The 24722-nt window shown below is 65.6% G+C and carries 20 protein-coding genes; 6 read left to right on the forward strand and 14 right to left on the reverse strand.

The window, feature by feature from the left end:
* Window positions 1–42 precede the first annotated feature (42 nt).
* The gene (locus CupriaWKF_RS20995; RefSeq protein ID WP_276102685.1) at window positions 43–1389 is read left to right on the forward strand and encodes a hypothetical protein; all 1347 of its coding nucleotides are present in this window, start codon (window positions 43–45) and stop codon (window positions 1387–1389) included.
* A gap of 405 nt (window positions 1390–1794) precedes the next feature.
* Here CupriaWKF_RS20995 and CupriaWKF_RS21000 read toward each other — a convergent pair whose 3' ends face one another.
* From CupriaWKF_RS21000 to CupriaWKF_RS21015, 4 genes are all read right to left on the reverse strand, one after another.
* On the reverse strand, window positions 1795–2109 hold the full coding sequence (locus tag CupriaWKF_RS21000) for a DUF6587 family protein (protein ID WP_276102686.1): 315 nt from the start codon (window positions 2107–2109) through the stop codon (window positions 1795–1797).
* Window positions 2110–2113: 4 nt separating this feature from the next.
* Window positions 2114–3967 (reverse strand): ferrous iron transport protein B, encoded by a 1854-nt coding sequence (feoB, locus tag CupriaWKF_RS21005; RefSeq protein WP_276102687.1) that lies wholly within the window; start codon window positions 3965–3967, stop codon window positions 2114–2116.
* Window positions 3968–3981: 14 nt separating this feature from the next.
* Window positions 3982–4296 carry a ferrous iron transport protein A gene (locus tag CupriaWKF_RS21010; RefSeq protein WP_276103348.1) on the reverse strand — a complete coding sequence of 105 codons (315 nt, stop codon included), beginning with the start codon at window positions 4294–4296 and terminating at the stop codon, window positions 3982–3984.
* A 393-nt stretch (window positions 4297–4689) separates the two neighbouring features.
* On the reverse strand, window positions 4690–5598 hold the full coding sequence (locus CupriaWKF_RS21015) for a LysR substrate-binding domain-containing protein (RefSeq protein ID WP_276102688.1): 909 nt from the start codon (window positions 5596–5598) through the stop codon (window positions 4690–4692).
* A gap of 124 nt (window positions 5599–5722) precedes the next feature.
* Here CupriaWKF_RS21015 and CupriaWKF_RS21020 point away from each other — a divergent pair, with 124 nt between their 5' ends.
* From CupriaWKF_RS21020 to CupriaWKF_RS21035, 4 genes are all read left to right on the forward strand, one after another.
* Entirely contained in the window at window positions 5723–7519 is a 1797-nt protein-coding gene (locus tag CupriaWKF_RS21020; RefSeq protein ID WP_276102689.1) for an acyl-CoA dehydrogenase family protein, read from the forward strand.
* Window positions 7520–7638: 119 nt separating this feature from the next.
* Window positions 7639–8619 carry a tripartite tricarboxylate transporter substrate binding protein gene (locus CupriaWKF_RS21025; protein WP_276102690.1) on the forward strand — a complete coding sequence of 327 codons (981 nt, stop codon included), beginning with the start codon at window positions 7639–7641 and terminating at the stop codon, window positions 8617–8619.
* 14 nt (window positions 8620–8633) lie between these two features.
* The gene (locus tag CupriaWKF_RS21030; protein ID WP_276102691.1) at window positions 8634–9764 is read left to right on the forward strand and encodes a CoA transferase; all 1131 of its coding nucleotides are present in this window, start codon (window positions 8634–8636) and stop codon (window positions 9762–9764) included.
* A gap of 81 nt (window positions 9765–9845) precedes the next feature.
* A complete protein-coding gene (locus CupriaWKF_RS21035; RefSeq protein ID WP_276097757.1) occupies window positions 9846–11111 on the forward strand; it encodes an IS256 family transposase in 1266 nt (421 codons plus the stop codon).
* 437 nt (window positions 11112–11548) lie between these two features.
* Here the strand turns inward: CupriaWKF_RS21035 and CupriaWKF_RS21040 are convergent, their stop codons facing one another.
* The 5 genes from CupriaWKF_RS21040 to CupriaWKF_RS21060 all read right to left on the reverse strand — a co-directional run bounded on the left by CupriaWKF_RS21040 (window position 11549) and on the right by CupriaWKF_RS21060 (window position 17205).
* Window positions 11549–12319 carry an SDR family oxidoreductase gene (locus tag CupriaWKF_RS21040; RefSeq protein ID WP_276102692.1) on the reverse strand — a complete coding sequence of 257 codons (771 nt, stop codon included), beginning with the start codon at window positions 12317–12319 and terminating at the stop codon, window positions 11549–11551.
* Window positions 12320–12444: 125 nt separating this feature from the next.
* Complete coding sequence (locus tag CupriaWKF_RS21045) at window positions 12445–14154, reverse strand: lactate permease LctP family transporter (RefSeq protein WP_276102693.1); 1710 nt, start codon at window positions 14152–14154, stop codon at window positions 12445–12447.
* A 125-nt stretch (window positions 14155–14279) separates the two neighbouring features.
* The gene (locus CupriaWKF_RS21050; protein ID WP_276102694.1) at window positions 14280–15725 is read right to left on the reverse strand and encodes a LutB/LldF family L-lactate oxidation iron-sulfur protein; all 1446 of its coding nucleotides are present in this window, start codon (window positions 15723–15725) and stop codon (window positions 14280–14282) included.
* On the reverse strand, window positions 15722–16429 hold the full coding sequence (locus CupriaWKF_RS21055) for a lactate utilization protein C (protein ID WP_276102695.1): 708 nt from the start codon (window positions 16427–16429) through the stop codon (window positions 15722–15724). Before CupriaWKF_RS21055 ends, CupriaWKF_RS21050 begins: the two co-directional genes overlap by 4 nt.
* Window positions 16426–17205 carry a (Fe-S)-binding protein gene (locus CupriaWKF_RS21060; RefSeq protein WP_276102696.1) on the reverse strand — a complete coding sequence of 260 codons (780 nt, stop codon included), beginning with the start codon at window positions 17203–17205 and terminating at the stop codon, window positions 16426–16428. Before CupriaWKF_RS21060 ends, CupriaWKF_RS21055 begins: the two co-directional genes overlap by 4 nt.
* Before the next feature lie 144 nt (window positions 17206–17349).
* Here CupriaWKF_RS21060 and CupriaWKF_RS21065 point away from each other — a divergent pair, with 144 nt between their 5' ends.
* Complete coding sequence (locus CupriaWKF_RS21065) at window positions 17350–18093, forward strand: FCD domain-containing protein (protein ID WP_276102697.1); 744 nt, start codon at window positions 17350–17352, stop codon at window positions 18091–18093.
* Between the two features lie 51 nt (window positions 18094–18144).
* Here the strand turns inward: CupriaWKF_RS21065 and CupriaWKF_RS21070 are convergent, their stop codons facing one another.
* The 5 genes from CupriaWKF_RS21070 to CupriaWKF_RS21090 all read right to left on the reverse strand — a co-directional run bounded on the left by CupriaWKF_RS21070 (window position 18145) and on the right by CupriaWKF_RS21090 (window position 24144).
* Window positions 18145–18552, reverse strand: coding sequence for an RES family NAD+ phosphorylase (locus CupriaWKF_RS21070; RefSeq protein ID WP_276103350.1), 408 nt, complete (start codon window positions 18550–18552; stop codon window positions 18145–18147).
* A 48-nt stretch (window positions 18553–18600) separates the two neighbouring features.
* Complete coding sequence (locus CupriaWKF_RS21075) at window positions 18601–19635, reverse strand: hypothetical protein (protein ID WP_276102698.1); 1035 nt, start codon at window positions 19633–19635, stop codon at window positions 18601–18603.
* A 235-nt stretch (window positions 19636–19870) separates the two neighbouring features.
* Entirely contained in the window at window positions 19871–21112 is a 1242-nt protein-coding gene (locus CupriaWKF_RS21080; RefSeq protein WP_276102699.1) for a serine hydrolase, read from the reverse strand.
* Window positions 21113–21380: 268 nt separating this feature from the next.
* Window positions 21381–22475, reverse strand: a complete 1095-nt coding sequence (locus tag CupriaWKF_RS21085; RefSeq protein ID WP_276102700.1) for an amino acid dehydrogenase — start codon at window positions 22473–22475, stop codon at window positions 21381–21383.
* 271 nt (window positions 22476–22746) lie between these two features.
* The gene (locus tag CupriaWKF_RS21090; protein WP_276102701.1) at window positions 22747–24144 is read right to left on the reverse strand and encodes an amino acid permease; all 1398 of its coding nucleotides are present in this window, start codon (window positions 24142–24144) and stop codon (window positions 22747–22749) included.
* Window positions 24145–24722: the final 578 nt, after the last annotated feature.

Here is a 24722-nt window from a genome sequence, read left to right on the forward strand (position 1 = left end):
GGTAGCTCGGGAAAAACAGCACATGACAATGAAGGAATCATCATGAAGTCTGGAACCTGGCTTAGCGGGCTCGTATGCGCGGCGGCGGCATTCCTCGTAGCGGCGTGCGGGGGAGGGGGCGGAGGGGGCTCGGGCGGTGCGACGCCAGCGGCGGCGCCTGCCGTCAACTACGCGGCAAAACTGAACATTACCTCGGCCGAGGTTGGCGTTGGCCGTACGGTGACCGTCAGCGCGGTGGCCGTCGACAGCAATGGCAACGACGTGACAGCCTCGACCAGCTTCGCCTGGACTTCAGTCGATACCGCCGTGGCCTCCGTCGTGGGCAGCACGGCTACGGTCGGCAACGCTGTGGTCACCGGCGTCAATCCCGGTACGACCAGCGTGCAGGTGGTGGCCACGGTCAGGGCCGCGGACAATTCCACGGTGCAACTGCCGGTGCAGTCCGCGACCATTACCGTGGTCCCGGCCTCGGCCACGACCTATAGCCTGTCGGTCCCGAACACCTCGTTATCGATGACCGACGGCCAGACGCTGCCGGTCAAGGTAGCGCTGGTCGACAACAACGGCAACGACGCATCGGCAAGCGGCAGCGGCTGGACCTGGTCCAGCAGCGGCACCGCGGTACAGGTCACGCCGAACCTGAACAGCGCGACGCTCAAGGCCAGCAACAGCTCCACGACTGCGGCCGCCACGGCCAGCGTGTCGGTGTCGGTGACGGCCCCGGATGGCCGTCTGCTCGGCGGCGTGATCTTCGTCACCGTGCAGAAGAATGGCACCGCGACGTACCGGGTGGTCACCTCGCAGTACGGCGAGCCGGTCAATGCGCTGCAAGTGCTCAGCACCTATCCGGCCAGGTTCAGCGCGCGCGTGCTGCGCAACGACGACCAGGACGTGACCGCGGACTTCGACGGTACCTGGACATACGTGCCGACGTCGTCGAGCCTGTCGGCTGCGCAAGACGCGGGTACGCATGACGTGACGGTCAGCACCAGCCTCGCCAAGGGTGTCGGTCCGGTGCAGGGCACGCTCACGGTGACGGCGGTCAGCACCAGGTTGGCGGCAAGGCCCACGGCCAGCCTGAGCGTGGTGGAGAACCCCGAATGGGCGCTGATGCCTGATGTCCAGCAGCCGCTTACGCTGCTGATGATGATCCCCACGCCCATCCCGGTCACCGTCGGCCTCAAGCACTTCGGCGACGACCAGCCTTCGAGCGCCTGCGCCGGCTGGACCTGGATCCCCGCCGGACCGGTCACGTTGTCGCCCGGCACCGCTGACAACCAGAAGGTCGTGTCACCGACGGCCACCGGCGACTTCACGCTGACCGTCAGTTGCACCAAGGTCTCGGACGGCAAGCTGATGACTGCGAAGCTGGTCGGTACCGTCAAGTAGCGAGAACGCGGGCTTGTCGTCCCGCGGCCCGGAACGCCCTCCGCAGGAGGGCGTTCTGCGCTTCCGGCGTAACGGAGGGAGTGGCGTGGATGCCAAGCGTACCCGTTTCTGCGTGCTTGCCAGGCAGCCGTCCCGGCGCCTTTTCGTTGGCATCGCCACGTGCGCTTCTATGTGCCTGCGGAACGCGAGAACATGCAGGCTTGGCCCGCCGCAGGGTGGCAAGCGTACCCATTTCTGCGTGCAGGGGCGCAATGGATCCAGCCCGCTTATGACGCGCGCAATATGGGTCTATGGGGGTACATGCACGAGGTGCAGAGGGCGGTCGCGGACGCGACCAAAGGGTACGAGCGTACCCGTTTCTGCGTGGAGATCCGAAGTGGGAAAGCAGGCGGCAGAGCGCCCGAATCAGCGCTTGCGCACCAGCCGGATGACCTGCTCGGCGGGTTTGTCCGGCGTACCCTGGGGGCTTGCGGTGTTGGAGGCGCACGTATTGCAGCCGCCGTCATCGCAGCCGCTGGCGCAGCCGGCCGCGGCCTGCGGGGCCAGCCGGCGCACCAGGCCCGCGCGCCAGCCGGTGGCGGACGCGCCGCCAAGATACGCGGCCAGCACGGCCTTGATGCGTTCGCGCGTGCGCGGCGCGTAGCGGGCCGCCACCGACACCGCGCATGCCAGCACGATCAGCGGGACCAGCAGGGATTCGACGGCGTGGTAGAGGCTCATGGCGTCAGCTGAACAGCAGGGCGACGCGGTAGGTAATGAACGCGGCCAGGTATCCCAGGCCGGCCAGGTAGGCCGCCGAAGCCGCCATCACCTTCCACGAGTTGGTCTCGCGGCGGATCACCGCCAGCGTGGAAATGCATTGCGGCGCGAACACGTACCAGGCCAGCAGCGCCAGCGCCGTCGCCAGCGACCACTGCTGGGCGATCATCGGGGCAAGCTGCGCCGTCACTGCGTCTTCGCTGCCGGACAGTGCGTAAACCGTCGCCAGCGCGCCCACGGCCACCTCGCGCGCGGCAAGGCCCGGCACCAGCGCAATGCAGATCTGCCAGTTGAAGCCCACCGGCGCGAAGACATGCTCCAGCGCCTTGCCGATCATGCCCGCAAAGCTGTAGTCGATGGCGGGGCCCGTCGCGCCTGCCGGCGGAGCCGGGAACGTGGCAAGGAACCACAGCAGCACGGTCAGCGCCAGGATCACCCTGCCGACGCGTGCCAGGAAGATACGGGCACGTTCCCACAGCCCCAGTGCCACGTCGCGCGGGTTGGGAATGCGGTACGACGGCAGCTCCATCAGCAGCGGATGGTCGGTGCGATCGTGGCGGAAATACTTGAGCGCGTAGGCCACCGCCAGCGCGCTCACAATGCCTGCGACATAGAGTGCGAACAGCACCAGCCCCTGCAGATTGAACAGGCCCATTACCGTGCGTTGCGGGATGAATGCGCCAATCAGCAGCGCATAGACCGGCAGCCTCGCCGAGCAGGTCATCAGCGGCGCCACGAGGATCGTGGTGAGCCGGTCGCGCGGATCCTGGATGGTACGCGTGGCCATGATCCCCGGGATCGCGCACGCGAAGCTCGACAGCAGCGGAATGAAGGAGCGGCCCGACAGCCCCGCGCCCATCATCAGCCGGTCCAGCAGGAAGGCCGCGCGCGGCAGGTAGCCCGATTCCTCCAGCGTCAGGATGAACAGGAACAGGATCAGGATCTGCGGCAGGAACACCACCACGCTGCCCAGGCCGGCGATCAGGCCGTCGACCAGCAGGCTCTTGAGCATGCCGTCCGGCAGGTGCGTGCCGACGATCTCGCCGAACCAGTGCACGCCGGCTTCGATGCCGTCCATCAGCGGCGCGGCCCACGAGAACACCGCCTGGAACATCAGGAACAGCAGTACGGCCAGCAGCAGCAGCCCCAGCACCGGATGCAGCACGATGCGATCGAGCTGGTCGTCCAGCGCGGCGGTACGCGCGGGCATCGACACGGCGGCCTGGAGCAGCCGGTTGACCTCGGCATGCACGTCGAGGTCGTCGGCTGGCGGCAATGCCGGCGGTGCGGGCGGCAGCGCACCATCGAGCACGCTGAGCAGCGCCGCGGCGCCTTCGCGCTTGATCGCCACGGTCTGCACGACCGGCACGCCAAGCGTGGCCGCGAGCTTGTCGCGGTCGATATGAATGCCGCGTCTCGCAGCCGCATCGCTCATATTGAGCACCACCACCATGGGCAGGCCCAGGCGGCGCAGCTCCAGCACGAACCGCAGGTGCAGGCGCAGGTTGGTGGCGTCGACCACCGAGACCAGCAAGTCGGGTTTCGGCTCGCCGGGGCGCTTGCCCATGCAGATGTCGCGAGTGATGGCCTCGTCGAGGCTCGCCGCATGCAGGCTGTACGCGCCCGGCAGGTCCAGGATGCGGACCTGCCGGCCGGCCGGCGAGACGAAGAAGCCTTCCTTGCGTTCCACCGTCACGCCGGCATAGTTCGCCACCTTCTGACGACTGCCCGTCAGGCGGTTGAACAGCGCGGTCTTGCCGCAGTTGGGATTGCCCACCAGCGCAATACGCAAGGCGGAAGAAGAGGGAGCTGCAGACATAGTCGAGGGAGAACTCAGGCGCTGCGTTGGGCAGCCTTGGTATCAGGCTGGCCGGCGGCCTCGCTGGCCGGCGCAATGCTGGTAACGGTGGCGCTGACGACTTCGACGCCGATGCGCGCTGCCTCGGAGCGCCGCAGCGCGAAGCGCGTGAAGCCGACCTGCGCGACGAGCGGGTCCATGCCGAAGGGGCCAAAGGCGATCACTTGCACCTGTTCGCCAGGAACGAAGCCGAGTTCGCGCAGGCGGCGCGCAACGGGGTCGCCGGGCGTGGCATCGTCCACCGATTGCACTACGGCGGGCGTGCGCCGTGGAAGTTCAGACAACTGCATCATGCTTCCAGTCGGAAGGCACGGACTGCTGCCGAGCACACGGCGCATTCCCGCCAGGGTACGTAAATGAAAATCGTTTTCATTGTATCTCAATTCCACGGCAGCAATGCCATTCCGGCGGACGGGGCGGGCACATTCCGTAGATTTGCCAGTACGCGCAAAGCCGCTATTTTGCCTTGCCGGCTCAGCTAGTGGGACGGGCTTGTGCGTACTTCCGCTTGCCTGCCACAGCCTTGCTTATGCGGGATGCTTGTCCTGTTGATTACTGCATTTGTGTTATTGGTGAGACAAGGCCCCGGCGTTAAGCTGCTCTTACGCTGAACACCCCGTTCCACGCGTACTTCACAAGCCACCAGCCTTTGGGCAGGTGGCTTTTTTCTTTGCGGGGCGAAATCAGTTCAGGGCCTGCGCCGCCTGCGTCGCAGTGGCCGCGCGCACCATCGCCACGAAATGGTCCCGGGCCGGGTGGTCCGGCGCGGCCTTCCATGCGCAGTAGACCTCGGACGGCACCTCCGCCGCGTCCGCCAGCGGCCGGAACGCCGCTCCGGCCATGCCGGATCTTGCCAGTGCGGCCGGCACGACGGCCACGCCCATCCCTTGCGACACCAGTGACACCACCGACAGCCAGTGACGGACCTCGTGCCGGATCTGCGGATAGAAGCCGCGCGCGGCGCACATCTCGAAAATCCGGCTGTAGTAGTCCGGCGACGCCTTGCGCGAGAACAGCACGAACGGCTCGGCGCGCAGGGCGGCCAGCGCCACTTCGGCCTGTGCCGCCAGCGCATGGTCCTGCGGCAGGCAGCAGACAAAGGGCTCGCGATGGACCAGCACGGCGCCGAGTTCGTCTGGCAGGCGTCCCGTGTGGACGAAGCCGGCGTCGAGTTCATCATGCAACAGGGCGTCGATCTGTTCCTGCGAGTTGAGTTCGGTCAGCGCCACCTGAATACCCGGAAAGCTCGCCTGGAAGTCGTGCAGGTGCTGCGGCAAGCCCCGGTACAGCATCGACCCGACAAAGCCCACGCGCAGCCGCCCGACCGCGCCGGCCTCGATGTCGCGCGCCAGCACGCGTGCCGCCTCGGCCTGCGCCAGCAGCGCCGTGGCCGATTCGCGAAAGGCCCGCCCGGCCGCCGTCAGCCGCACGCCCCGGCTGTCGCGCTCGAACAACCTGGCGCCGACCGAGGCCTCGAGCTGCTGGATATTGAGCGACAGCGGCGGCTGCGAGATGGACAGCCGTTTGGCCGCGCGGCCGAAGTGCAACTCCTCGGCCAGGACCAGGAAGTAGCGCAGGTGTCGGAATTCCATGCCGATACAAAAAACATATTGATCAAGCCAATTTTAGAATTAGACGCGAATCCATGGGAGTCCAATAATGGCGCAAACAGGTCCGCGGCTGGACGGCGGATCAGGCCCATCCAGGAGACCTTCTATGACCAGTCCTGTGCGTCATACCGCACCCCAAGCCCAATCCATTGCATCGCAGGCTGAGCACCCGGTACCGGATCGCCAGGGCGGCAGCCTCTATACCGCCGACCCGGACCTGCGCGCGCTGCTGCCGCTTTACCTGCCGGCGGACCTGCTGAATGTCCTGCAGCCGCACCTGGAGCGCATGGGCGAACTGGCCGGCGGCGTGTTGGACGAGTTGGCAATGATCGCCGACCAGAACCCGCCCACGCTGACCCACCGCACCCGCAGCGGCATCGACCAGCAACTGGTGCACAAGCATCCCGCCTACGTGGAACTGGAGCGCGTGGCGTTCTCCGAGTTCGGCCTGGCCGCGGTCTCGCACCGCGCCGGCGTGTTCGGCTGGGACAATCCAATGCCGCCGGCGGCTAAGTACGCGCTCACGTATATGCTCGTTCAGGCGGAATTTGGCCTGTGCTGCCCGCTGTCGATGACCGACTCGCTCACGCGCACGCTGCGCAAGTTCGGCGATCCGGCGCTGGTCGAGCGCTTCCTGCCCAACCTGACCACGCAGGTCTTTGAAGACCTGTTCCAGGGCGCGATGTTCATGACCGAGCAGGGCGCGGGCTCCGATGTGGCCGCCACCGCCACACGCGCGGTACGCGACCCGCAGGCCGAAGGCGGCTGGCGCCTGATCGGCGACAAGTGGTTCTGCTCCAACCCCGACGCCGCGCTGGCGATGGTGCTGGCACGCGTGGAAGACGAAGCCGGCAACGCCGTGCCCGGTCACAAGGGCGTGTCGCTGTTCCTGCTGCCGCGCAAGTTGTCCGATGGCAGCGACAACCGCTACCGCATCATCCGGCTCAAGGACAAGCTCGGCACGCGCTCGATGGCCAGCGGCGAGATCCGGCTGGAAGGCGCCAGCGCGTATCTCGTCGGCGAGCCGGGGCGCGGCTTCGTGCAGATGGCCGACATGATCAACAACTCGCGCCTGTCCAACGGCGTACGCGCCGCCGGCCTGATGCGCCGCGCGCTGACCGAGGGCCTGTTCATCGCCCGCGAGCGCAAGGCCTTCGGCAAGCGCCTCGAAGACATGCCGCTGATGCGTCGCCAGCTCCTCAAGCTGACGCTGCCCACCGAGCAGGCGCGCACCATGGTGTTCCAGACCGCCGAAGCGCTGCGCCGCGCCGATGCCGGCGAAGCGGACGCTTACCCGCTCATGCGTATCCTGACGCCGCTGATCAAGTTCCGCGCCTGCCGTGACGCGCGCAAGGTCACTGGCGACGCCATGGAGATCCGCGGCGGCTGCGGCTATATCGAGGAATGGAGCGACCCGCGCCTGGTGCGCGATGCCCACCTCGGCTCGATCTGGGAAGGCACCAGCAATATCGTCGCGCTGGACGTGCTGCGCGCCATCCGCCGCGAAGGCTCGCTGCCGGCGCTGCGTGCGCACCTGGCAGGCCTGCTGGCCGACACGCCGCTGCATGCCACGGCCCGCGCCACCTTCGAGTCCGCCATCGAGCGCGCCGCTGCCTTTGCCGCGAGCGCGGCCGAAGCCGGCGCCGACGGCGACCTGCTGGCCCGCCAGGCGGCCTCGGGCCTGTACCACGTCACTACCGCCGTGGCGATGGCCTGGGAAGCCGGGCGCATCGGCTCGGTACGCCGCATGCGGCTGGCGCAACTGGTGCTGCGTCACCGCGTGCTGCCGCAGGACCCGCTGTCCGCGCAGGCCGAGCCGGAATGGCTGGCCGAAACCGTCGCGCCGCCGGCCGATGGCGTGGTGCGTGCCGCCGGCGCGGTGGATCAGGTCAACGTGTTCTGACCTTTTCCTGAACTTCCAAAATCCTTAGCCCCTGACGGCACCGCCAAACGGTGCTGTCCACCGCATTGCCCGACGTTCGCCCGGGGCAATGCGAGACGACTCATACCAGGAGACAAGCCATGCAATTCTGGCACCGCATCGCGGCGATCGCCGCCTGCACGCTGTGCGTCAGCGCCACCCCCGCCTTCGCGCAGAAGGACTATCCCTCCAAGCCGATCATGATGGTCGTGACCTATCCGCCGGGCGGTCCCACCGACGCCATGGCGCGCACGCTGGCCGCGGCCCTCAAGACCAGCCTGGGCCAGCCCGTGGTGGTCGAGAACCGCGCCGGTGCCGGCGGCAATATCGGCGCCGAAGCCGTCGCGCGTGCCGAGCCGGATGGCTACACGCTGATGTTCGGCACCTCGGCGCCGCTCGCCATCAACGTCAGCCTCTACCGCAAGATCAACTACGACCCGGTCAAGAGCTTCGCGCCCGTGATCCAGATCGGCCAGCTGCCGAATGTGCTGGTGGTCAACCCAAGCGTGCCGGCAAAGAACGTCGGCGAGCTGATTGCCTATGGCAAGGCGCATCCGGGCAAGCTGAGCTACGCCTCGTCGGGCAATGGCGCGTCGTCGCACCTGGCGGGGGTGCTGTTCAACAACCTCGCGGGGACCGATTTCCAGCATGTGCCATACAAGGGTACGGGGCCGGCGCTCAATGACCTGCTCGGCGGACAGGTCAGCATGACCTTCACCGACGTGCTGACCGCGCTGCCGTTCATCAAGAGCGGCAAGGTGCGTGCGCTCGGCGTGACCACCAAGGCGCGTTCGCAGGCATTGCCCGATGTGCCGACGGTTGCGGAGCAGGGCGTGCCCGGCTTCGACGTATCGGTGTTCTTCGGCGTCGTAGTGCCGGCCGGCACGCCCGCACCGGTGATCGCCAAGCTGAACCACGCCTTCGCCGAAGCCCTGCAGAAGCCTGACGTGCGCAAGACCCTGCAGGCGCAGGGCCTGGAGTTCGCACCGTCCACCACGCCCGAGCAGCTCGGCGGTTTCGTGAAGTCCGAAGTCACCAAGTGGCGCACCGTCGTGCAGAAGTCCGGCGCGCAACTCGACTGACAAGGAGCCATGTCATGACGCAATCCAAGACGGGCGCGCTGGCCGGCATCCGCGTGGTCGACCTGTCGCGCATCCTGGGCGGCCCGTTCTGCGGCCAGATCCTCGGTGACCACGGCGCCGACGTGCTGAAGATCGAACCGCCGCAGGGCGACGACACGCGTACCTGGGGCCCTCCGTTCAGGGACGGCGTAGCGTCGTACTACTTCGGGCTGAACCGCAACAAGCGCGTGATGAAGCTCGACCTCACTGCCGAGACGGACCGCGGCGTGCTGCTCGCGCTGCTCGAAGACGCGGACGTGCTGGTCGAGAATTTCAAGACCGGCACCATGGAGAAATGGGGGCTCGGCTATGACACGTTGTCGGCTCGCTTCCCGCGGCTGGTGCATTGCCGCGTCTCCGGTTTCGGCGCGGATGGTCCGCTTGGCGGTTTGCCTGGCTATGACGCCGCCGTGCAGGCCATGGCTGGTCTCATGAGCATCAATGGCGAAGCGGATGGCGCCGCCTTGCGCGTCGGGCTGCCTGTCGTCGATATGGTGACCGGCATGAACGCCGCGCTCGGCGTGCTGCTGGCGCTGCAGGAGCGCGAGCGCAGCGGGCGCGGGCAGTTCGTTGAAGCGGCGCTCTATGACTCCGGCCTGTCGCTGCTGCATCCGCATGCGGCGAACTGGTTCATGAATGGCAAGACGCCGGTGCGTACCGGGAATGCGCACCCGAACATCTATCCGTACGACACTGTTGCCACGGGCACGGATCCGATCTTCCTTGCCGTTGGCAATGACCGGCAGTTCCGCATCCTGTGCGAGTACTTGCAGGTGCCTGCATTGGCGGATGACGAGCGTTATGCCACGGCTGGCGCGCGCTCGGTCAATCGCGTTGCCTTGAAGGCGGAGCTGGAAGCGCGGATGCGTGAGCTGGACGGCAAGGTCCTGGCCGATACGCTGGTGGCCGCGGGCGTGCCGTGCGCGCCGGTGCTGTCGGTGCCCGACGCGTTGCAGCATCCGCATACCATGCATCGCGAGATGGTTGTGGAGATGGAAGGCGGCTATCGCGGACTGGGCGCACCCGTGAAGCTGAGCCGGACGCCGGCGACGTATCGGTTTGCCCCGCTGACGGAAGGAGACCAGTTCCTGCCGAAGGAGGATTGAAGTGAACAGGGGGCGCTGTGGACCTATCCGGAAATTTGTGTACGAGGCATATCATGAGAGGTAATGACCATGGATATGCCGATGAAGAAGAAACGTACGGTGGCGTCTCAGGCAGCGGCCCGCGGGCCGCTGCCTGCCTTGCCTGACGGCTTGCTTGATGAGTTGGTTAAAGGGCCGATGACGCCCGGCGAGGTCCAGGATCTGATGCTGGCGTTCAACAAGGCCATCATCGAGCGGGCGATGAGCGCCGAGATGAGCATGCATTTGGGCTACAAGCCAGGCGAGCCCAAGCCGGCCGAGCAGTCCAATGCGCGTAACGGTCTGAGCGGCAAGACCGTGATCACCGACCGCGGCCCGGTGCGGGTCGAACTGCCACGCGACCGCGATGGCAGTTTCGATCCGGTTCTGATCCCGAAGCACGAACGGCGCTTTACCGGCTTCGATGAGCGCATTATCGCCATGTACGCGCGCGGCATGAGCGTGCGCGAGATCCAGGCGTTTCTGGCCGAGAGCTACGGCACCGAAGTCTCCCCGGACTTCATCAGCTCGGTCACCGACGAGGTCATGGCCGAGACCATCGCCTGGCAGAACCGTCCGCTTGAGGCCATGTACCCGGTCGTGTTCTTCGACGCGTTGCGGGTCAAGATCCGCAGTGACGGCATCGTCAGCAATAAGGCCGTGTATCTGGCATTGGGAATCCAGGCAGATGGCCAGCGCGACGTGCTGGGCCTGTGGGTCGAGCAGACCGAAGGCGCCAAGTTCTGGCTCAAGGTCTTCAATGAACTCAAGAACCGAGGCTGCCAGGACATCCTGATCGCAGTGGTCGACGGCCTCAAGGGGTTGACGGAGGCCGTTGCCACGGCCTATCCCCGCACGACGGTGCAGACCTGCATTGTGCATTTGATCCGCAACAGCCTGGAATACGCCAACTATAAGGACCGCAAGGTGCTGGCACAGGCGCTGCGTCCGATCTACAGCGCGGCCAGCGAACAAGAGGCCGGGCAGGCGCTGCAGGACTTCGCCGACGGCCCGTGGGGAGCCAAGTACCCGATGATCGTGCAGTCGTGGCGACGCGCCTGGGAGCACGTCATACCGTTCTTCGTGTTCCCGCCCGACATCCGGCGTGTGATCTACACCACGAATGCCATTGAGAGCTTGAACATGCAGTTGCGCAAGATCATCAAGACCCGGGGCCACTTCCCTTCGGATGAAGCTGCGATCAAGTTGCTGTGGCTGGCGCTGCGCAACGTGCTGACCAAGTCCGTTCGCACGACCTATGACTGGAAGTCCGCCATGAATCAGTTTGCTATTCTGTATGGCGAGCGATTTACTGCCGCTCGAAGCTGACAGAATTCAAAACCGCCTCGCACACAAAAATACGGACAGGCCCGGCGCTGTCCACGGCTGCATGGATCGCATAGATGGCACCCCTGAATCAAGCTCACTGCGTCTTGAGGTCCGCAAACAGTACCGATGCCACGCTACCGAGCCGCGCGAAGCGCAGCCGAAGGCGATGATGCGATATCGGTGTTAGCAGGCGGCCACCGCTACATGGGGATCGTACAAAAGCCGGTTATCGCAGGCACAGGTTCTGACTCACTATGCGTAGCAGGTCTGAACAATAGCCAAGCCTCGCGAGACCAAAGCCGCTCGAGCCATAGAAGCGCATCGTTGATGGCCAGCCGCCAGGCGACGCGTTCTTTGCCTACTTTCTGTCGCTCGGACAGAAAGTAGGTCGCCGGCTACGCCGGCGAAACAGCAGCGCCCGCCAGGCACCAAAACCTTCAAAACAACGTATACCCCCCATCAATCACAAACGTATCCCCCGTGTGATACGCAGAAGCCGAACTCATCAGATACACCGCAATCCCGGCGAAATCAGACCCCTCCCCCCATCGCCGCATCGGCACGCGCTTCCCGACCATTTCCTGAAACGTCGCATTGGCCTGCGCATTGCTGGTCATCTCAGTCTTGATCCACCCCGGCAGCACGGAGTGCGCGCGAATCCCCTGCCGCGCATATTCCACCGCAAGCCCGCGCATCATGGAAATCAGCCCGCCCTTGGTCGCCGCGTAATGCTCATTGCGCGCAGCACCCTCAATGGCCGCAACCGAGGCGGTGCCAACCAGCACCCCGCCATCTCCCTGCAAGAGCAACTGCCGGGCCGCCGCGCGCAGCGTAAAAAACGCCCCATCCAGATTGACCCGCAGCACGCGGTGCCAATCCTCCGTACCCATTTCTTCGAAGCGCGTGCCACGCGCCGAGACCCCGGCATTGGCGAAACAGCCGTCGATGCGACCCAACGCGGCGAGCGTGCCATCCATGGCAGCGGCGACGGAAGATTCATTGCCGACATCGCAGATCGCGGTATGAACCTTGCGTCCATACTGCGCCAGCCGCTCGGCGGCGGCGGCATTCTTCTGCGCATTAGTGCCCCAGATCGCGACATCGGCGCCGGCCTGGGCCATGCCCTCGGCCATGCCGAGGCCGATGCCGCCATTACCGCCGGTCACCAGGGCCACCTTGCCCGTGAGGTCGAAGGGAGTGAAAGGCATGATCTGTCTCCTGTGAGGATGGATGAGCCCGGCCCTTGTCTGCGGGCGGATCAGATCATGCTAAGAGGCCGCCTTGCCGGCGGGCATCGTCGGATACGACGAAACCCGCCCGCGGCCGGAGAGGCTTAGCCCGGGATCATCCCCGGCAGCACATAGGCCTGGACCACGGTGATGATGCCGATGATCACCGCGAACAGCAGGCTGTGCCTGACGGTGAAGCGGAACAGTTCCGACTCCTTGCCCACCAGCCCGGTCGCCGCGCAGGCCACCGCGATCGATTGCGGCGAGATCATCTTGGCCGTCACGCCGCCCGTGGTGTTGGCCGCCACCAGCAGCGTGTCGGACACGCCGATCTGGTGCGCCGTGGTGTTCTGCAGCGAGCAGAACAGCGCGTTCGACGACGTATCCGAGCCCGTCAGGAACACACCCAGCCAGCCCAGGAACGGCGAGAAGAATGGGAAGGCCGCGCCCGTACCCGCCAGCAGCAGCGCCAGCGTGGAAGACATGCCCGAGTAGTTGGCCACGAACGCAAACGCGAGCACCAGGCCAATCGACAGGATCGGGCGCGCCAGTTCCACCAGCGTCTCGCCGAAGGTCGACACCAGGTCGCGCGGCTTCATGCGCAGCAGCACGGCCGAAATCAGCGCGGTCAGCAGGATGGCGGTGCCGACGGCCGACAGCAGGTCGAGCTTGAGCACGGCTTCATACGGCTTGGGCGATGCAACGATCGGCGCGGCCTTGATGACCAGCTGGTCCAGCCCCGGCACCTTGAACTTCAGCACCGTGCCCGCCAGCGCGCCATTGCCCGCGAACAGCGCCTTGAACGGCTGCAGGCTCCACACCGTGACGATGGCCGTCAGGATGCCGAATGGCGCCCACGCACGGATCGTCTGCGCAGCGGTGTAGGGCGACTTGCGGTTGCCACCGGTCTGCACACCGTTGCTGAAGCCGCCGCCACCAAACGCCGACATCGCCATGGTGCCGCCGCCCACATTGCCGCCCGCGCGTTGCGAGGCGGTGCGCGGCTTCCACACCTTCAGGAACGCCGCCAGCGACACCATGCTGACCAGCGCCGAGGTGATATCCGGCAGCTCAGGCCCGATATGGTTCGACGTGAAGTACTGCGTCACGGCAAAGCTGCCACCCGTCACCAGCGCCGCCGGCCATGTTTCGCGCACGCCCTTGGCGCCATCCATCATGAACACCAGCCAGAACGGCACCGCCAGCGACAGCAGCGGAAGCTGGCGGCCAGCCATCGCGCCGATGTGCATGGCGTCGATGCCCGTCACCTGCCCGGCCACGATGATGGGAATGCCCATCGCACCGAAGGCCACCGGCGCGGTGTTGGCGATCAGGCAAAGCCCTGCTGCATAGAGCGGATTGAAGCCCAGCCCGACCAGCAGCGCTGCCGTAATGGCCACGGGGGCGCCGAAGCCGGCCGCGCCTTCCAGGAACGCGCCGAACGCGAAGCCGATCAGCAGCATCTGCAGGCGCTGGTCATCGGTGATCGACAGCACCGAAGCGCGGATGACGTCGAACTGCCCGGTCTTGACCACGATCTTGTACAGGAACACCGCGGTCACGATGATCCATGCAATCGGCCACAAACCATAGGCAAAGCCGAATCCCGCTGCCGCCAGCGCCTGCTGCGCCGGCATGCCGTAGGCGAAGATCGCCACGGCCAGTGAAAGCAGCAGCGTCACTGCTGCCGCGACATGGCCCTTCAGGCGGAAGACCGCCAGGGCTACGAAGAAAAACAGAATGGGAATGGCTGCCGCCAGGGCGGACAGCCACAGGCTGCCCAGCGGCGTGTAGATCTGAGTCCAGGGTTGCATGCTCGGTCTCCTACTTCAGTGGTGTTTCGGGTGTTGTTTGTTGTTCGGCGCCCTGGCCGACCCGTCTGTCGCGACGGTGTCATCGCTCTCCGGCAGGCGGGAGAGCGATGGAGCCTGCCGGTTTCTTACTCCGGCTGGCCTTTTTCCTTCAGCAGATCCGACAAGCTTCGCGCCGCAGGCGTCAGTGGCGTGCGATGCTGCGTCCACCCCATCTGCTTCGCCGGTGTCAGCGCACGCAGGCGCGTCGCTGCCCAGCGGAACATGCGGTAAGCCTTCGGATGCGAGAACGCCCCGCTCCAGAAGCGCCAGATCAGGTGCTCGCCGCGGCTGTACTTGGCGCCCTGGCCACGCAGCGGATGAGCGACCTGCTCCTGCGGGTCGCGGTTGGCTTCCGTGCGCAGGCGCACCAGCAGTTGCGGGATCGGGATGCGCACCGGGCAGACCTCGCCACATGCGCCGCACAGGCTCGATGCGGTGGGCAGGTCGGCAGTCGCCTCCAGCCCCAGCAGGTGCGGCGAGATGATCTTGCCGATCGGTCCCGGATACGTCGTGCCATAGGCATGGCCACCGATGCGCGTATAGACCGGGCAATGGTTCATGCACGCGCCGCAGCGGATGCACTGCAGCGTCGCGCGCAACTGCGCGTCGGCATAGGCCTGCGTGCGCCCGTTGTCGAGCAGCACCAGGTGGACCTCGCGCGGGCCATCGCGTTCGCCTTCGCGGCGCGGGCCGGAGATCAGGTTGAAGTAGGTCGTGATGGCCTGGCCCGTGGCCGAGCGCGTCAGCAGGCTCGACAGCGGCACGATATGTTCAAGCCGCGCCACCACCTTCTCCATGCCCATGATGGCGATGTGCACGTCCGGCACCGTGGTCGACAGGCGCCCGTTGCCTTCGTTCTCCACCAGCCACAGCGTGCCCGTATCCGCCGCCGCGAAATTCACGCCGGACAGGCCGATATCCGCCTCGACGAACGCCTGGCGCAAGGCGCGGCGGCCGGTCTGGATCAGCGCGTCCACATCTTCGGTATAGGGCGTGTCGGGGATGTGCTGCTCGAACAGCGTGGCGATATCGCCCTTGGTCTTGTGGATCGCCGGCATGACGATGTGCGAGGGCTTCTCGCCGGCAAGCTGGACGATGTACTCGCCCATGTCCGACTCGATGCAGTCCACCCCGCGCTCGGCCAGGTAATGGTTGAGCTCGATTTCCTCGCTGGCCATCGACTTGCCCTTGATCACGCGGCGTGCCTGCTTCGATGCGGCAATGCGGTGGATGATCGCGTTGGCCTCGTCGGCGGTCTCGGCCCAGTGCACCTGCACGCCGGCGGCGGTCAGGTTGCCTTCGAGCTGCACCAGCAGGTCGGGCAGGTTGGCCAGCGCGTGCTGGCGGATCGCCTCGCCAAGATCGCGCAGGTGTTCCAGTTCGTCGGCATCCGGGAACTGCGACCGGCGCTTGCCCTGCAGGAAATCCATCGCGCCGCGGAAGCTCTGGCGCAGCTTGGGATCGTCCAGCGCCTCGCGGGCGCGTGCCTTGAAGTCCTGGGACGGGACGAAGTGCAGCGTGCTTTCGCTCATGCCTGGCTCCCCGCGTTGCTGTCATCGACAATCACCACCCAGAGCTGGCGCGGACCATGCGCGCCGTAGGCCAGGGTTTGCTGGATATCAGAAGTCTTGGAGGGGCCCGACACCATCACCAGGTTCGTGGGCATGCCATCGCGCCAGCGTTCGGCGCGCGCGGCCGTGTGCAGGTCCGCATGCAGCGTGGAGGCATGCACCAGCGCCACATGCAGCGGCGGCACCAGCGACACCGTGCGGGGCGAGCCGGCGTCCGGCGCCAGGATCAGCGTGCCGGTGGCGGCAATGCCGGAGCGCGCGACCGTGAAGCCGGCATCGACCGTATCGAACAGCTCGGCCTTCCACTGCTCGATCGGACGGTCATAGCCGATGGCGTCGACGTGCGTCGGCAAGGCCTGCTTCAGCGCTGCGCCCGCGGCTTGCGACGGGTCCAGCAGCAGGCGCCGCACGCCGGCATGCGCGAGCTTCTCCGCGAGCAGCGCGGGCCATGCCGAAGCCGTGGTGCGCCAGACCTCGGCGTGCGAGGCCTCCAGCCCGGCCTGCATCGACGCAATGCGTGCCTCGAGCCCGTTTGCAGCGGGTGCGCGTTCGGCGTAGTGCGCGTCGATGCGGCCATCGATTTCCGCCGTGGTGGTGGCACGGGTTGCCGGCGCGGCGGCGCGCAGCCGGCCCAGCATGCGTTCGCGTGCGGTGAGCGCGGTCATGCGGCACCTCCGGTACGGCGCCACAGGAAACTGGCAAGGTGTTCGACCTCCAGCGGCGCGCCGTCATGCGCGGCCGTGTGGCCGATATTGAGCAGGCAGCCGCAATCGGCCGATACCAGCCGGTTGCAGCCCGTGGCGCAGGCCGAAGCGACCTTGTCGCGCACCATCGCGCCGGAGATATCCGGATGCTTGAGCGAGAACGTGCCGCCAAAGCCGCAGCATTCGGATTCACGCTCGTGTTCCAAGCGCGTCACGCCGGGCAAGGCATCGACCATCGCCACGCCATGGGCGCGCGTACCCATTTCTCGACGGGCGCCGCACGAGGTATGAAGCACGATGCGCTCTGCCGCGTGACCGCCCGGCAGTGCCTGGCTGAAGTCGACCTTGAGCACGTGCAGCAGGAATTCGGTGAGTTCGTAGATACGCTCGGCCAGCGCGCGGGCCTTGGGGCCGGCGACGGGGTCGTCGGCAAACAGCTGCGGCCAGTGGTGCCGCATCATGCCGGCGCAGGAGCCGGACGGGACGATGACGGGCCACGGCTCGCCGAACAGATCCAGCTGGGCGCGTGCCACGTCGCGGGCCTGGTCGGGAGTGCCGCTGCTGTAGGCCGGTTGTCCGCAGCAGCTCTGCGCGCGCGGAAAGTGCACGGTCAGCCCTTCGCGCTCAAGCAGCCGCACGGCGTCAAGGCCGGCCTGTGGCACGAACAGGTCGACCAGGCAGGTCGCAAACAGGTAGACCTGCGCGGGGGCAGTGGTGGGGTATTGCCTGTCCTTCATGTCTCGCTCCGCACGCGCTGGAATCGCACGTTCGGGCGCATAATTCCCGCTTCCGCGCTACAGTACAAATTGGTTGGACCACTTTGCGTGGGGATCACATCGGCCAACGCCGACGCTCAGGGCAAGTCAGGAAGGGAAAACGAGATGGCAACAGGGACGCAATTGCACGCAGGCGGGCGCGGACGCGTCGAGGCGGTCATGCGGCGCATGGAAACCGCCTTGCTCGACGGCACCTGGCCCGCGGGCGCACGGTTGCCTGCCGAGCGCGTACTGGCCGAGCAATACGACGTGGCGCGCAATACCGTGCGCGAAGCCATCCAGCGCCTGGCAGCGCGCGGGCTGCTGCAAAGCCGGCGCGGCGCCGGCGTCTACGTGACCGACAAGTTGCGCTCGGGCATCGCCTCGCCGTGGGGCCAGCTGGTGGCCGACCATCCGGCGCTGCGCGATGACATCCTGGAATTCCGCCGCGTGCTGGAAGGCGCCACCGCCTACTTCGCCGCGTTGCGCGGCAGCGATGAAGACCGTGAACGCATCCGTGGCCTGATGGCGGAACTCGAACGCGCGCGCATGGCTGACGACAAGCAGGCCGAGGCGGAGGCCGACACCCGCCTGCACGATGCCATCGCGCAGGCCTCGCACAACACCATGTTCCTGCACCTGCATACCAGCGTCATCAGCATGCTGCGCGAACACATCACCATCAGCGGCACCGGGCTGCGCGAAGAGGGCGAGGCTACTTCAGCGCTCCTGCTGCTGCAGCACCGCACGGTGTGCGACGCCATCTGCGCGCGCCGGCCGGAAGAGGCGCGCACGGCCATGCAGACGCATATCGATTTTGTACGGACGTGGGTGGAGAGCGGAGGCGGGGCGGATAAGGGGATGGATTAGCCGGCAGAAACGCCGCACGAAGCGAAGCCACATGGACATGCGGGAGAGCGGCTAAAGCCGTGCGTCGTACAGCCACTTCCGAATCTTCGTGGCCTTGATCTTCCTGGCGTCCGGGTGGCCGGGGTTGATGAGCACGTTCGTTTCTTCCGGGACGATTACCGACGGGACCACCAACAATGCGCTCTTCCCCAGGGCAAGCCACTCGTCCCCGGCGTCGAGGCTCACCTTGCCAGCGGGTTCCGCATCCCAGCCTACGGCCGGCTTGAACGTCAGGCGCCCATCCCACACTTCATCCGGCACCTCGATCCGCACCAGATAGCGGTTGAGCGGGAGACCGTCATCGATCAGATGCACAACGGTCTCGAGGCATGCCAGCGCGATATTGGTCGACGTGTATGCCACGGCATTGCCCTTGCGATTCCACCGTCCGCCCGAGACCTTGGCCCCGGTGCCGCTCAGGTCATGGGCCTCGTAGGTCGGCGTATCCGTGCGCGATCAAGCCCGGGATCACACCAGGCCGGCGTTAGACAGCTCACGCTTCAAATAGGCATAGAAGATCGGCCCCGCAATCACGCCCGGAATGCCATACAGCGTCTCCATCAGCAGCATCACGATCAGCAGCTCCCAGGCGGCCGCCTGGATGCGTGCGCCGATGATGCGGGCGTTCAGGAAATACTCGAGCTTGTGGATCACCACCAGGTAGAACAGCGACGCCACCGCAATCGGCAGCGACACCGACAGTGATGCCACCACGATGGCTGTGTTCGAAATCAGGTTGCCCAGCACCGGCAGCAGCCCGACCACGAAGGTAATGACCACCAGCGTTTTCGACAGCGGCAGGTGCACGCCGAACAAGGGCATCACCACCAGCAGGTAGATCGCCGTCAGGATCGTATTGATGGTCGAGATCTGGATCTGCGCGAAGATGAACTGCGCAGAAGCCTGCTGCAGCGAACGGGCCCGCGACACCAGCGCCGTCGCCAGCGGTCGGCGGTTGGGGCGCGACACTGCGCGGTAGAGTGCCACCATCGCGCCGATGATCATGCCGATGATGATATGCAGCAGCGTGCGCAGGACCTCCGCCCCCAGCTTCTGCGCCATCTGCGCGTGTTCGCGCAGCCAGTGGATCAGGGTGTTGGCCAGTTCTTCGACGGTACTTGGCAGTGCGCCGCTGACCCAGTTGGGCAATTGGCCGCGGGACTGATCGATGATGTCCGCGACGTGGTCCAGCAGCGCGTCCAGCGTGCCCTCGCCGCTGACGAAGCGCACCAGCGCCCAGATGCCGAGCGACAGCGCTACCAGGATCACGAGTGACAGGATGGCGACTGCCAGGGCGTCGTGCCGCTGGTTCAGGCGCTTCAGGCGTGGGGCCAGGACGTCGACCAGCGAGTACAGCAGCAGGCCGGAGAGCAGGGCGGCGACAAGATTGGCCTGGAGCACCGTCCACAACGCCAGGGCGGTGAGGAGGTAAGAGGCGCCGACCACGGTGAACCAGGCTGCGGGGAGCAGGCGGGGGGTGGGGGGCGGGGGTTGGTGAGGCATCTGGCTCTCCGGCGTATGTGTTGCCCCTGCGGCATTCGGCGGACTTGGTGCGCGAGGCTGCTGGCGGGAGCGCTGGAGGTTGATTTTCGGGGCTAGATTGAGACTAGGCAAGCACCTCGATATGTCGCTGATCGTTTCCAGCCATGAAAGGACAAGTGGCATGGCTAGACTATCCGCCATTGTCGGGAAGAGCCGACTGCTCACGGCAAACGACCGAGCGCATAGACCTTGCGCTTTACCAGCTTCCGTAGTGCCGGACGACACCCCGCCAGAACGCGTCCGCATCCTTGGCAAGGGTTGTCTGTCCCGCCTTGGGAGTCGCGTTCGCCGCCGCCTGTACCATGACCAGCTTCAATTCGGGATCGATCAGGATCATCTGGCCGTACACACCGAGCAGGGCAAAGCGCCGTTTCTCGCCGGGGAATATCCAGAACTGGTAACCATAGCCATAATAGGCAGTTGCCTTGCCGGGCCGGAATGCTTCCGGAATTCGCCGCGAATCCGTGCTATCCAGCAAATATTCCCTCGGCACAATCTGCCTCTGTTGCGGATCATCCGGGCGGACACCGTTGTTCGCCAGGACAATGCCCAAGCGCCCATAGTCCCGTAGTGTTGCATTGAAGTTCCCCGCCGCCCGCTCCATCCCTGTACCATCGGCCCGCCAAAGCGCGGAGTTTTCCGCCCCGATGGGCTGCCACAGGCGCGGCGTCAGGTATTCGCTGAGCGTCATGCCTGTGGCGCGATGCACGACTGTTGCGAGAATATCGGTCTCGGCACTCGAATAAGAGAATCGCGTGCCTTGAGGCGCCTCCCGCTCGGTGATGAGCCTGGCGGCTGCCTCCGCACCCTCGCGTTGAGCCGCCCGGGCAAAGCGCGCCAGATCGTCGTGGCCGTCGTAGTTCTCGGTGAAGCGCACCCCCGACGACATGCGCAACAGGTTGCGGATCGTGGTGCCGCCGTACAGCGTGCCGGCCAGCTTGGGGGCGTAGCGTTCGGCGAGATCATCCAGCGAGTCGATTTTTCCTTCCTGGAGCGCAAAGCCCACTGCCAGGGAGGTAATCGACTTGGCCATCGAATTGGACAGAAACCGCTGCGACGGCTGACGGTCATACTGATACCGCTCCACCTGAATCACGCCATCCTTGATAATCAACAGGCCCATGATTCGTTGGCGAGCCAGATAGTCGTCAATCGTCAGCCGTTTGAGATGATCGACGTCCCAGCGGATGGACGGTTCGCTGTCGCTGCGCGACAGAACCATCGGCGCGACGCTTGGGGCAAGCACATTCATCTTGATGCCCGAAATGTCACCCAGCGCGGAAAACGAGCCCACCCTGACGGACTCGTCGTAGGAGAAATTCCCAAGTGTTCCGAGCGGATATCCCTTGGCTTTACCTAGCCTGTCTTCGTCAGGCGCGGCGTTCGCCGAGTTTGCGAGCGCGACCACAAACAGGGCAACGGCAAATTTTTGGTTCATCGCTGAATTGCGGGGCGGGTTGGGGGGAAATTTTATGTATAGAGGGGATTCATTGTGCTTGGCGGGGGCGTTTTTCGCTAGCGTCCCCGGGGCTGCGGTGATGATTGGGGCGTCGCCCTTGGCAGACGCTGCTGTTTCGCCGGCGTAGCCGGCGACCTACTTCTTGTCCGAGCGACAAGAAGTAGGCAAGAAGCGCGTCGCCTGGCGGCTGGCCATCAACGATGCGCTCCTTGTTTTCAAGCGGCTTTGGTCTCGCGATGCTTGGTGCTCAGTTCAAGCCGATGCCGTGCGACAACACCTCGTGCGCCCACTTCACCGCCTCGCGTGCCGGCGCCTCGCCCGTCGACTCTACGCGTTGCGCGAGCCTGAGCACCCGGTCGCGGATACCAGCCACTTCGTCGCGAAGGGCTGAATCGTCGACGCCGCCGAGGTATTCCCGGGCGCAACTTACGATGCCACCGGCATTGATGAGGAAATCGGGCGCGTAGAAGATGCCGCGCCGATGCAGGGTGTCACCTTCGGCCAGTGAAGCGAGCTGGTTGTTTGCGCCGCCGGCGATGATCTGGAAGCGGCAGCTTTCGGCCACGGCCGGGGTGATGACGGCACCCAGCGCACAAGGAGCAAATACGTCGACATCCGCGCCCGTGATGGCTTCCGGCGATACGACGCGTGCGCCAAATTGCTGTTGCGCCTGCGTCGTGCGCCCGGCGTCAATATCCGCCACGGTCAAGGTCGCGCCCGCCTCATGGAGGCGGCGGCAGAGTTCCCAGCCTACCGAGCCCAGTCCCTGGACGGCCACGGACAGCCCCGCGAGCGACTTGCGGTCCAGGCGGTACTGCGCCGCCGCCTGAATACCGACGAACACGCCGTAAGCCGTCCACGGCGAGGGGTTGCCACCGAATCCGCCGTCGCGCGGCATGCCGCTGACGTAGCCGGTCTCGGCCTGGACAGCGCGCATGTCGTCCACCGTCGTGCCCACATCTTCAGCCGTGATATAGCTGCCTCGCAGCGACTCCACCATGCGGCCGAATGCGCGGAAGAGCTGCTGGCGGTCCGTCTGCGCCGGCGAGCGCAGGATCACGGCCTTGCCGCCGCCGAACGGCAGCCCGGCGAGCGCGTTCTTGTAGGCCATGCCCTGCGACAGGCGCAGGGCGTCGGACAGCGCCTCGGTCTCGGCGGAATAGGCCCAGTACCGGCAGCCGCCGAAGGCGGGGCCCAGCCTCGTGTTGTAGATGGCGATGATGGCCTGCAGGCCGGATTGCGGATCCGTGGCGAGCGTCACGCGCTCGTGGGACAGGCCTTCGCCGGTGCCGAACAGGCGGACAGCGGCTGCGTGGGTACGATCGTTCAACTTCTTCTCCATGACGTGTGGAATGCAAAGCTGTAGCTCTGCCTTCCTTGGCACACCGCCTGGGTTGCAGTGCGGTGCGGCTTTGATGGGCGCGGAGCCCCCATCGTGTTCGGCTTTGGGCGATTGTGTCGCGCCAGCGCCGGGTTGGCATCTTACCGAGATCCTAGGTACGGAAGGGGCTGGGGTTTTCGCTTACTCCAAGGTCGGCCTCGACATCCATTCACCCGTTCTTGACTTGGCAAACGGTGGCGTCCATGTAGGCGCTTACGGCCGGCCCTGCGTGCTACCTGGCGCTACCGTGCAGCACCGCGTTGCGGCGCGCGTACAGGAAGTAGACCGACAGCCCGATCCCGAGCCAGGTGAGGAAGGCGATCCAGGTCAGCGCTTGAAGGTGCGCCATCAGGAACAGGCAGAAGCCCACCGATAGCAGCGGAACCACCGGCACGCCGGGACAGCGGAAGGCCCTCTTCAGTTCGGGACGGGTCCGGCGCAGCACCAGCACCGCGATCGAGATCAGCGTGAAGGCGGAGAGCGTGCCGATATTGATCAACTCGGCCAGCACATTGAGCGGCACAAAGGCGGCGATCATCGCGAACACGATGCCGACGGTCCAGGTGGCAAAGAACGGCGTGGCGTGCAACGGGTGCACCGACGACAGCTTGGCGGGCAACAGTCCGTCGCGCGACATGGCAAAGATCACGCGAGTCTGGCCAAAGGTCATTACCAGGATCACTGTGGTCATGCCGAGAATAGCGCCCAGGTCGACAAAGCCGGCCACCCAGTTCTGTCCTGCGTACTGCAACACCAGGGACACGGGATGGTCGATGCCGGCGAACTTGGCGAAGGGGACGACGCCAGTCATGATCGCCGCGACTATCACGTATAGCACTGTGCAGACCGCCAGCGAGCCGATGATACCCACGGGCAGGTCGCGATGCGGATTTCGCACTTCCTCGGCGGCCGAGGTCACCGCATCGAAACCGATGAAGGCGAAGAAAACCAGCGCTGCCGCATTGAAGATGCCGGATACCCCGAACGGCGCGAATGGCTGCCAGTTGGCCGGCTTGACATGCCAGACGCCGACCGCGATGAACAGCACCACCACCGCAATCTTGATCGCCACCATCACGTTATTGAGTCGGGCCGACTCCCGCACGCCGCAGGACACCACCCAAGTGGTGATTAACATGATCAGGAAAGCCGGCAGGTTGAACAAGGTGTGCACGCCTGGCACCGCCCCCGGCGCTGCCGTCAGCGCCGCCGGTAAATGCAGGCCGAAACCCGCCGCCAGCGACTGGAAGTATCCCGACCAGCCCACCGACACCGCCGAGGTAGCCAGGCCGTATTCGAGCAGAAGGTCCCAGCCGATCATCCAGGCGATGATCTCGCCCAGAGTCGCGTAGCTATAGGTATAGATCGATCCCGACACCGGGATGGCGGAGGCGAACTCGGCATAGCACAGCGCGGCGAAGCCGCAGGCCATGGCCGCAATGACGAAAGACACGGTCAGCGCCGGGCCGGCGGTCAAAGCGCCGGTGCCGGTCAGCACGAAGATGCCGGTGCCGATAATGGCGCCGATGCCCATCAGCACGAGGTCCATCGGACCCAGCACCTTCTTCAGGCCGCCAACGTGGCGGTCCGCCAGCATGGCGTCAATGTCTTTGGTTCGGAACAAGCTCATACAGGGGTCTCCTTCATGTGCTGCCGAGCGATCGCACGGGCCCACGCCGGGGATGGCGACGAGTCATGCGGGCGCGATGGCATCCGGGGAGCGTGCTGCCGGATCGGCGGCACGGCTTGCCGGCACGCAGGTCGCGCACCGGTCCCGGTATTTGTGGGAATTACCCGGACCGCTCAGGCCGCGGGGACAGACATCAAACCGAAACAACGCGGCGCATACGGTCCTCCGATTCCTTGCACGCCGCTGATATCAAACACGCCGGTCTCAATCGACGTGATGAACCCATCCGAGCGGGGCGACGATACGCGGCCAAGGCTTCGCGCAAGTTGGCGATAGTGAGGTAATCACGATGTCTGTCTCCGCATGTTTCTATTGTTCGGGGGAGTGTAGGAAGCGCCCGCGCCATCGTAAAATCAAAAAATCCAAGACCTGATATCCTCAAAACGAATAGCGTAAGGCTCCGATCTGAATGCAGGGTTCACCCTTCCATAGCGAGGATCGTTTGCGGCTTCTCGGAAAGTAATGCGGGCTTGGGACTCCGCCCCCCGCTTACTGCTGCAGTTGTGCTTGAGCCAGGC

The sequence above is a fragment of the Cupriavidus sp. WKF15 genome (assembly GCF_029278605.1).
Taxonomy (GTDB): domain Bacteria; phylum Pseudomonadota; class Gammaproteobacteria; order Burkholderiales; family Burkholderiaceae; genus Cupriavidus.

Coding starts and splice junctions, on each gene's coding strand:
- CupriaWKF_RS20995 (WP_276102685.1), top strand. CDS start 43: ATGAAGTCTGGAACCTGGCTTAGCGGGCTCGTATGCGCGGCGGCGGCA.
- CupriaWKF_RS21000 (WP_276102686.1), bottom strand. CDS start 2,109: ATGAGCCTCTACCACGCCGTCGAATCCCTGCTGGTCCCGCTGATCGTG.
- feoB (WP_276102687.1), bottom strand. CDS start 3,967: ATGTCTGCAGCTCCCTCTTCTTCCGCCTTGCGTATTGCGCTGGTGGGC.
- CupriaWKF_RS21010 (WP_276103348.1), bottom strand. CDS start 4,296: ATGCAGTTGTCTGAACTTCCACGGCGCACGCCCGCCGTAGTGCAATCG.
- CupriaWKF_RS21015 (WP_276102688.1), bottom strand. CDS start 5,598: ATGGAATTCCGACACCTGCGCTACTTCCTGGTCCTGGCCGAGGAGTTG.
- CupriaWKF_RS21020 (WP_276102689.1), top strand. CDS start 5,723: ATGACCAGTCCTGTGCGTCATACCGCACCCCAAGCCCAATCCATTGCA.
- CupriaWKF_RS21025 (WP_276102690.1), top strand. CDS start 7,639: ATGCAATTCTGGCACCGCATCGCGGCGATCGCCGCCTGCACGCTGTGC.
- CupriaWKF_RS21030 (WP_276102691.1), top strand. CDS start 8,634: ATGACGCAATCCAAGACGGGCGCGCTGGCCGGCATCCGCGTGGTCGAC.
- CupriaWKF_RS21035 (WP_276097757.1), top strand. CDS start 9,846: ATGAAGAAGAAACGTACGGTGGCGTCTCAGGCAGCGGCCCGCGGGCCG.
- CupriaWKF_RS21040 (WP_276102692.1), bottom strand. CDS start 12,319: ATGCCTTTCACTCCCTTCGACCTCACGGGCAAGGTGGCCCTGGTGACC.
- CupriaWKF_RS21045 (WP_276102693.1), bottom strand. CDS start 14,154: ATGCAACCCTGGACTCAGATCTACACGCCGCTGGGCAGCCTGTGGCTG.
- CupriaWKF_RS21050 (WP_276102694.1), bottom strand. CDS start 15,725: ATGAGCGAAAGCACGCTGCACTTCGTCCCGTCCCAGGACTTCAAGGCA.
- CupriaWKF_RS21055 (WP_276102695.1), bottom strand. CDS start 16,429: ATGACCGCGCTCACCGCACGCGAACGCATGCTGGGCCGGCTGCGCGCC.
- CupriaWKF_RS21060 (WP_276102696.1), bottom strand. CDS start 17,205: ATGAAGGACAGGCAATACCCCACCACTGCCCCCGCGCAGGTCTACCTG.
- CupriaWKF_RS21065 (WP_276102697.1), top strand. CDS start 17,350: ATGGCAACAGGGACGCAATTGCACGCAGGCGGGCGCGGACGCGTCGAG.
- CupriaWKF_RS21075 (WP_276102698.1), bottom strand. CDS start 19,635: ATGCCTCACCAACCCCCGCCCCCCACCCCCCGCCTGCTCCCCGCAGCC.
- CupriaWKF_RS21080 (WP_276102699.1), bottom strand. CDS start 21,112: ATGAACCAAAAATTTGCCGTTGCCCTGTTTGTGGTCGCGCTCGCAAAC.
- CupriaWKF_RS21085 (WP_276102700.1), bottom strand. CDS start 22,475: ATGGAGAAGAAGTTGAACGATCGTACCCACGCAGCCGCTGTCCGCCTG.
- CupriaWKF_RS21090 (WP_276102701.1), bottom strand. CDS start 24,144: ATGAGCTTGTTCCGAACCAAAGACATTGACGCCATGCTGGCGGACCGC.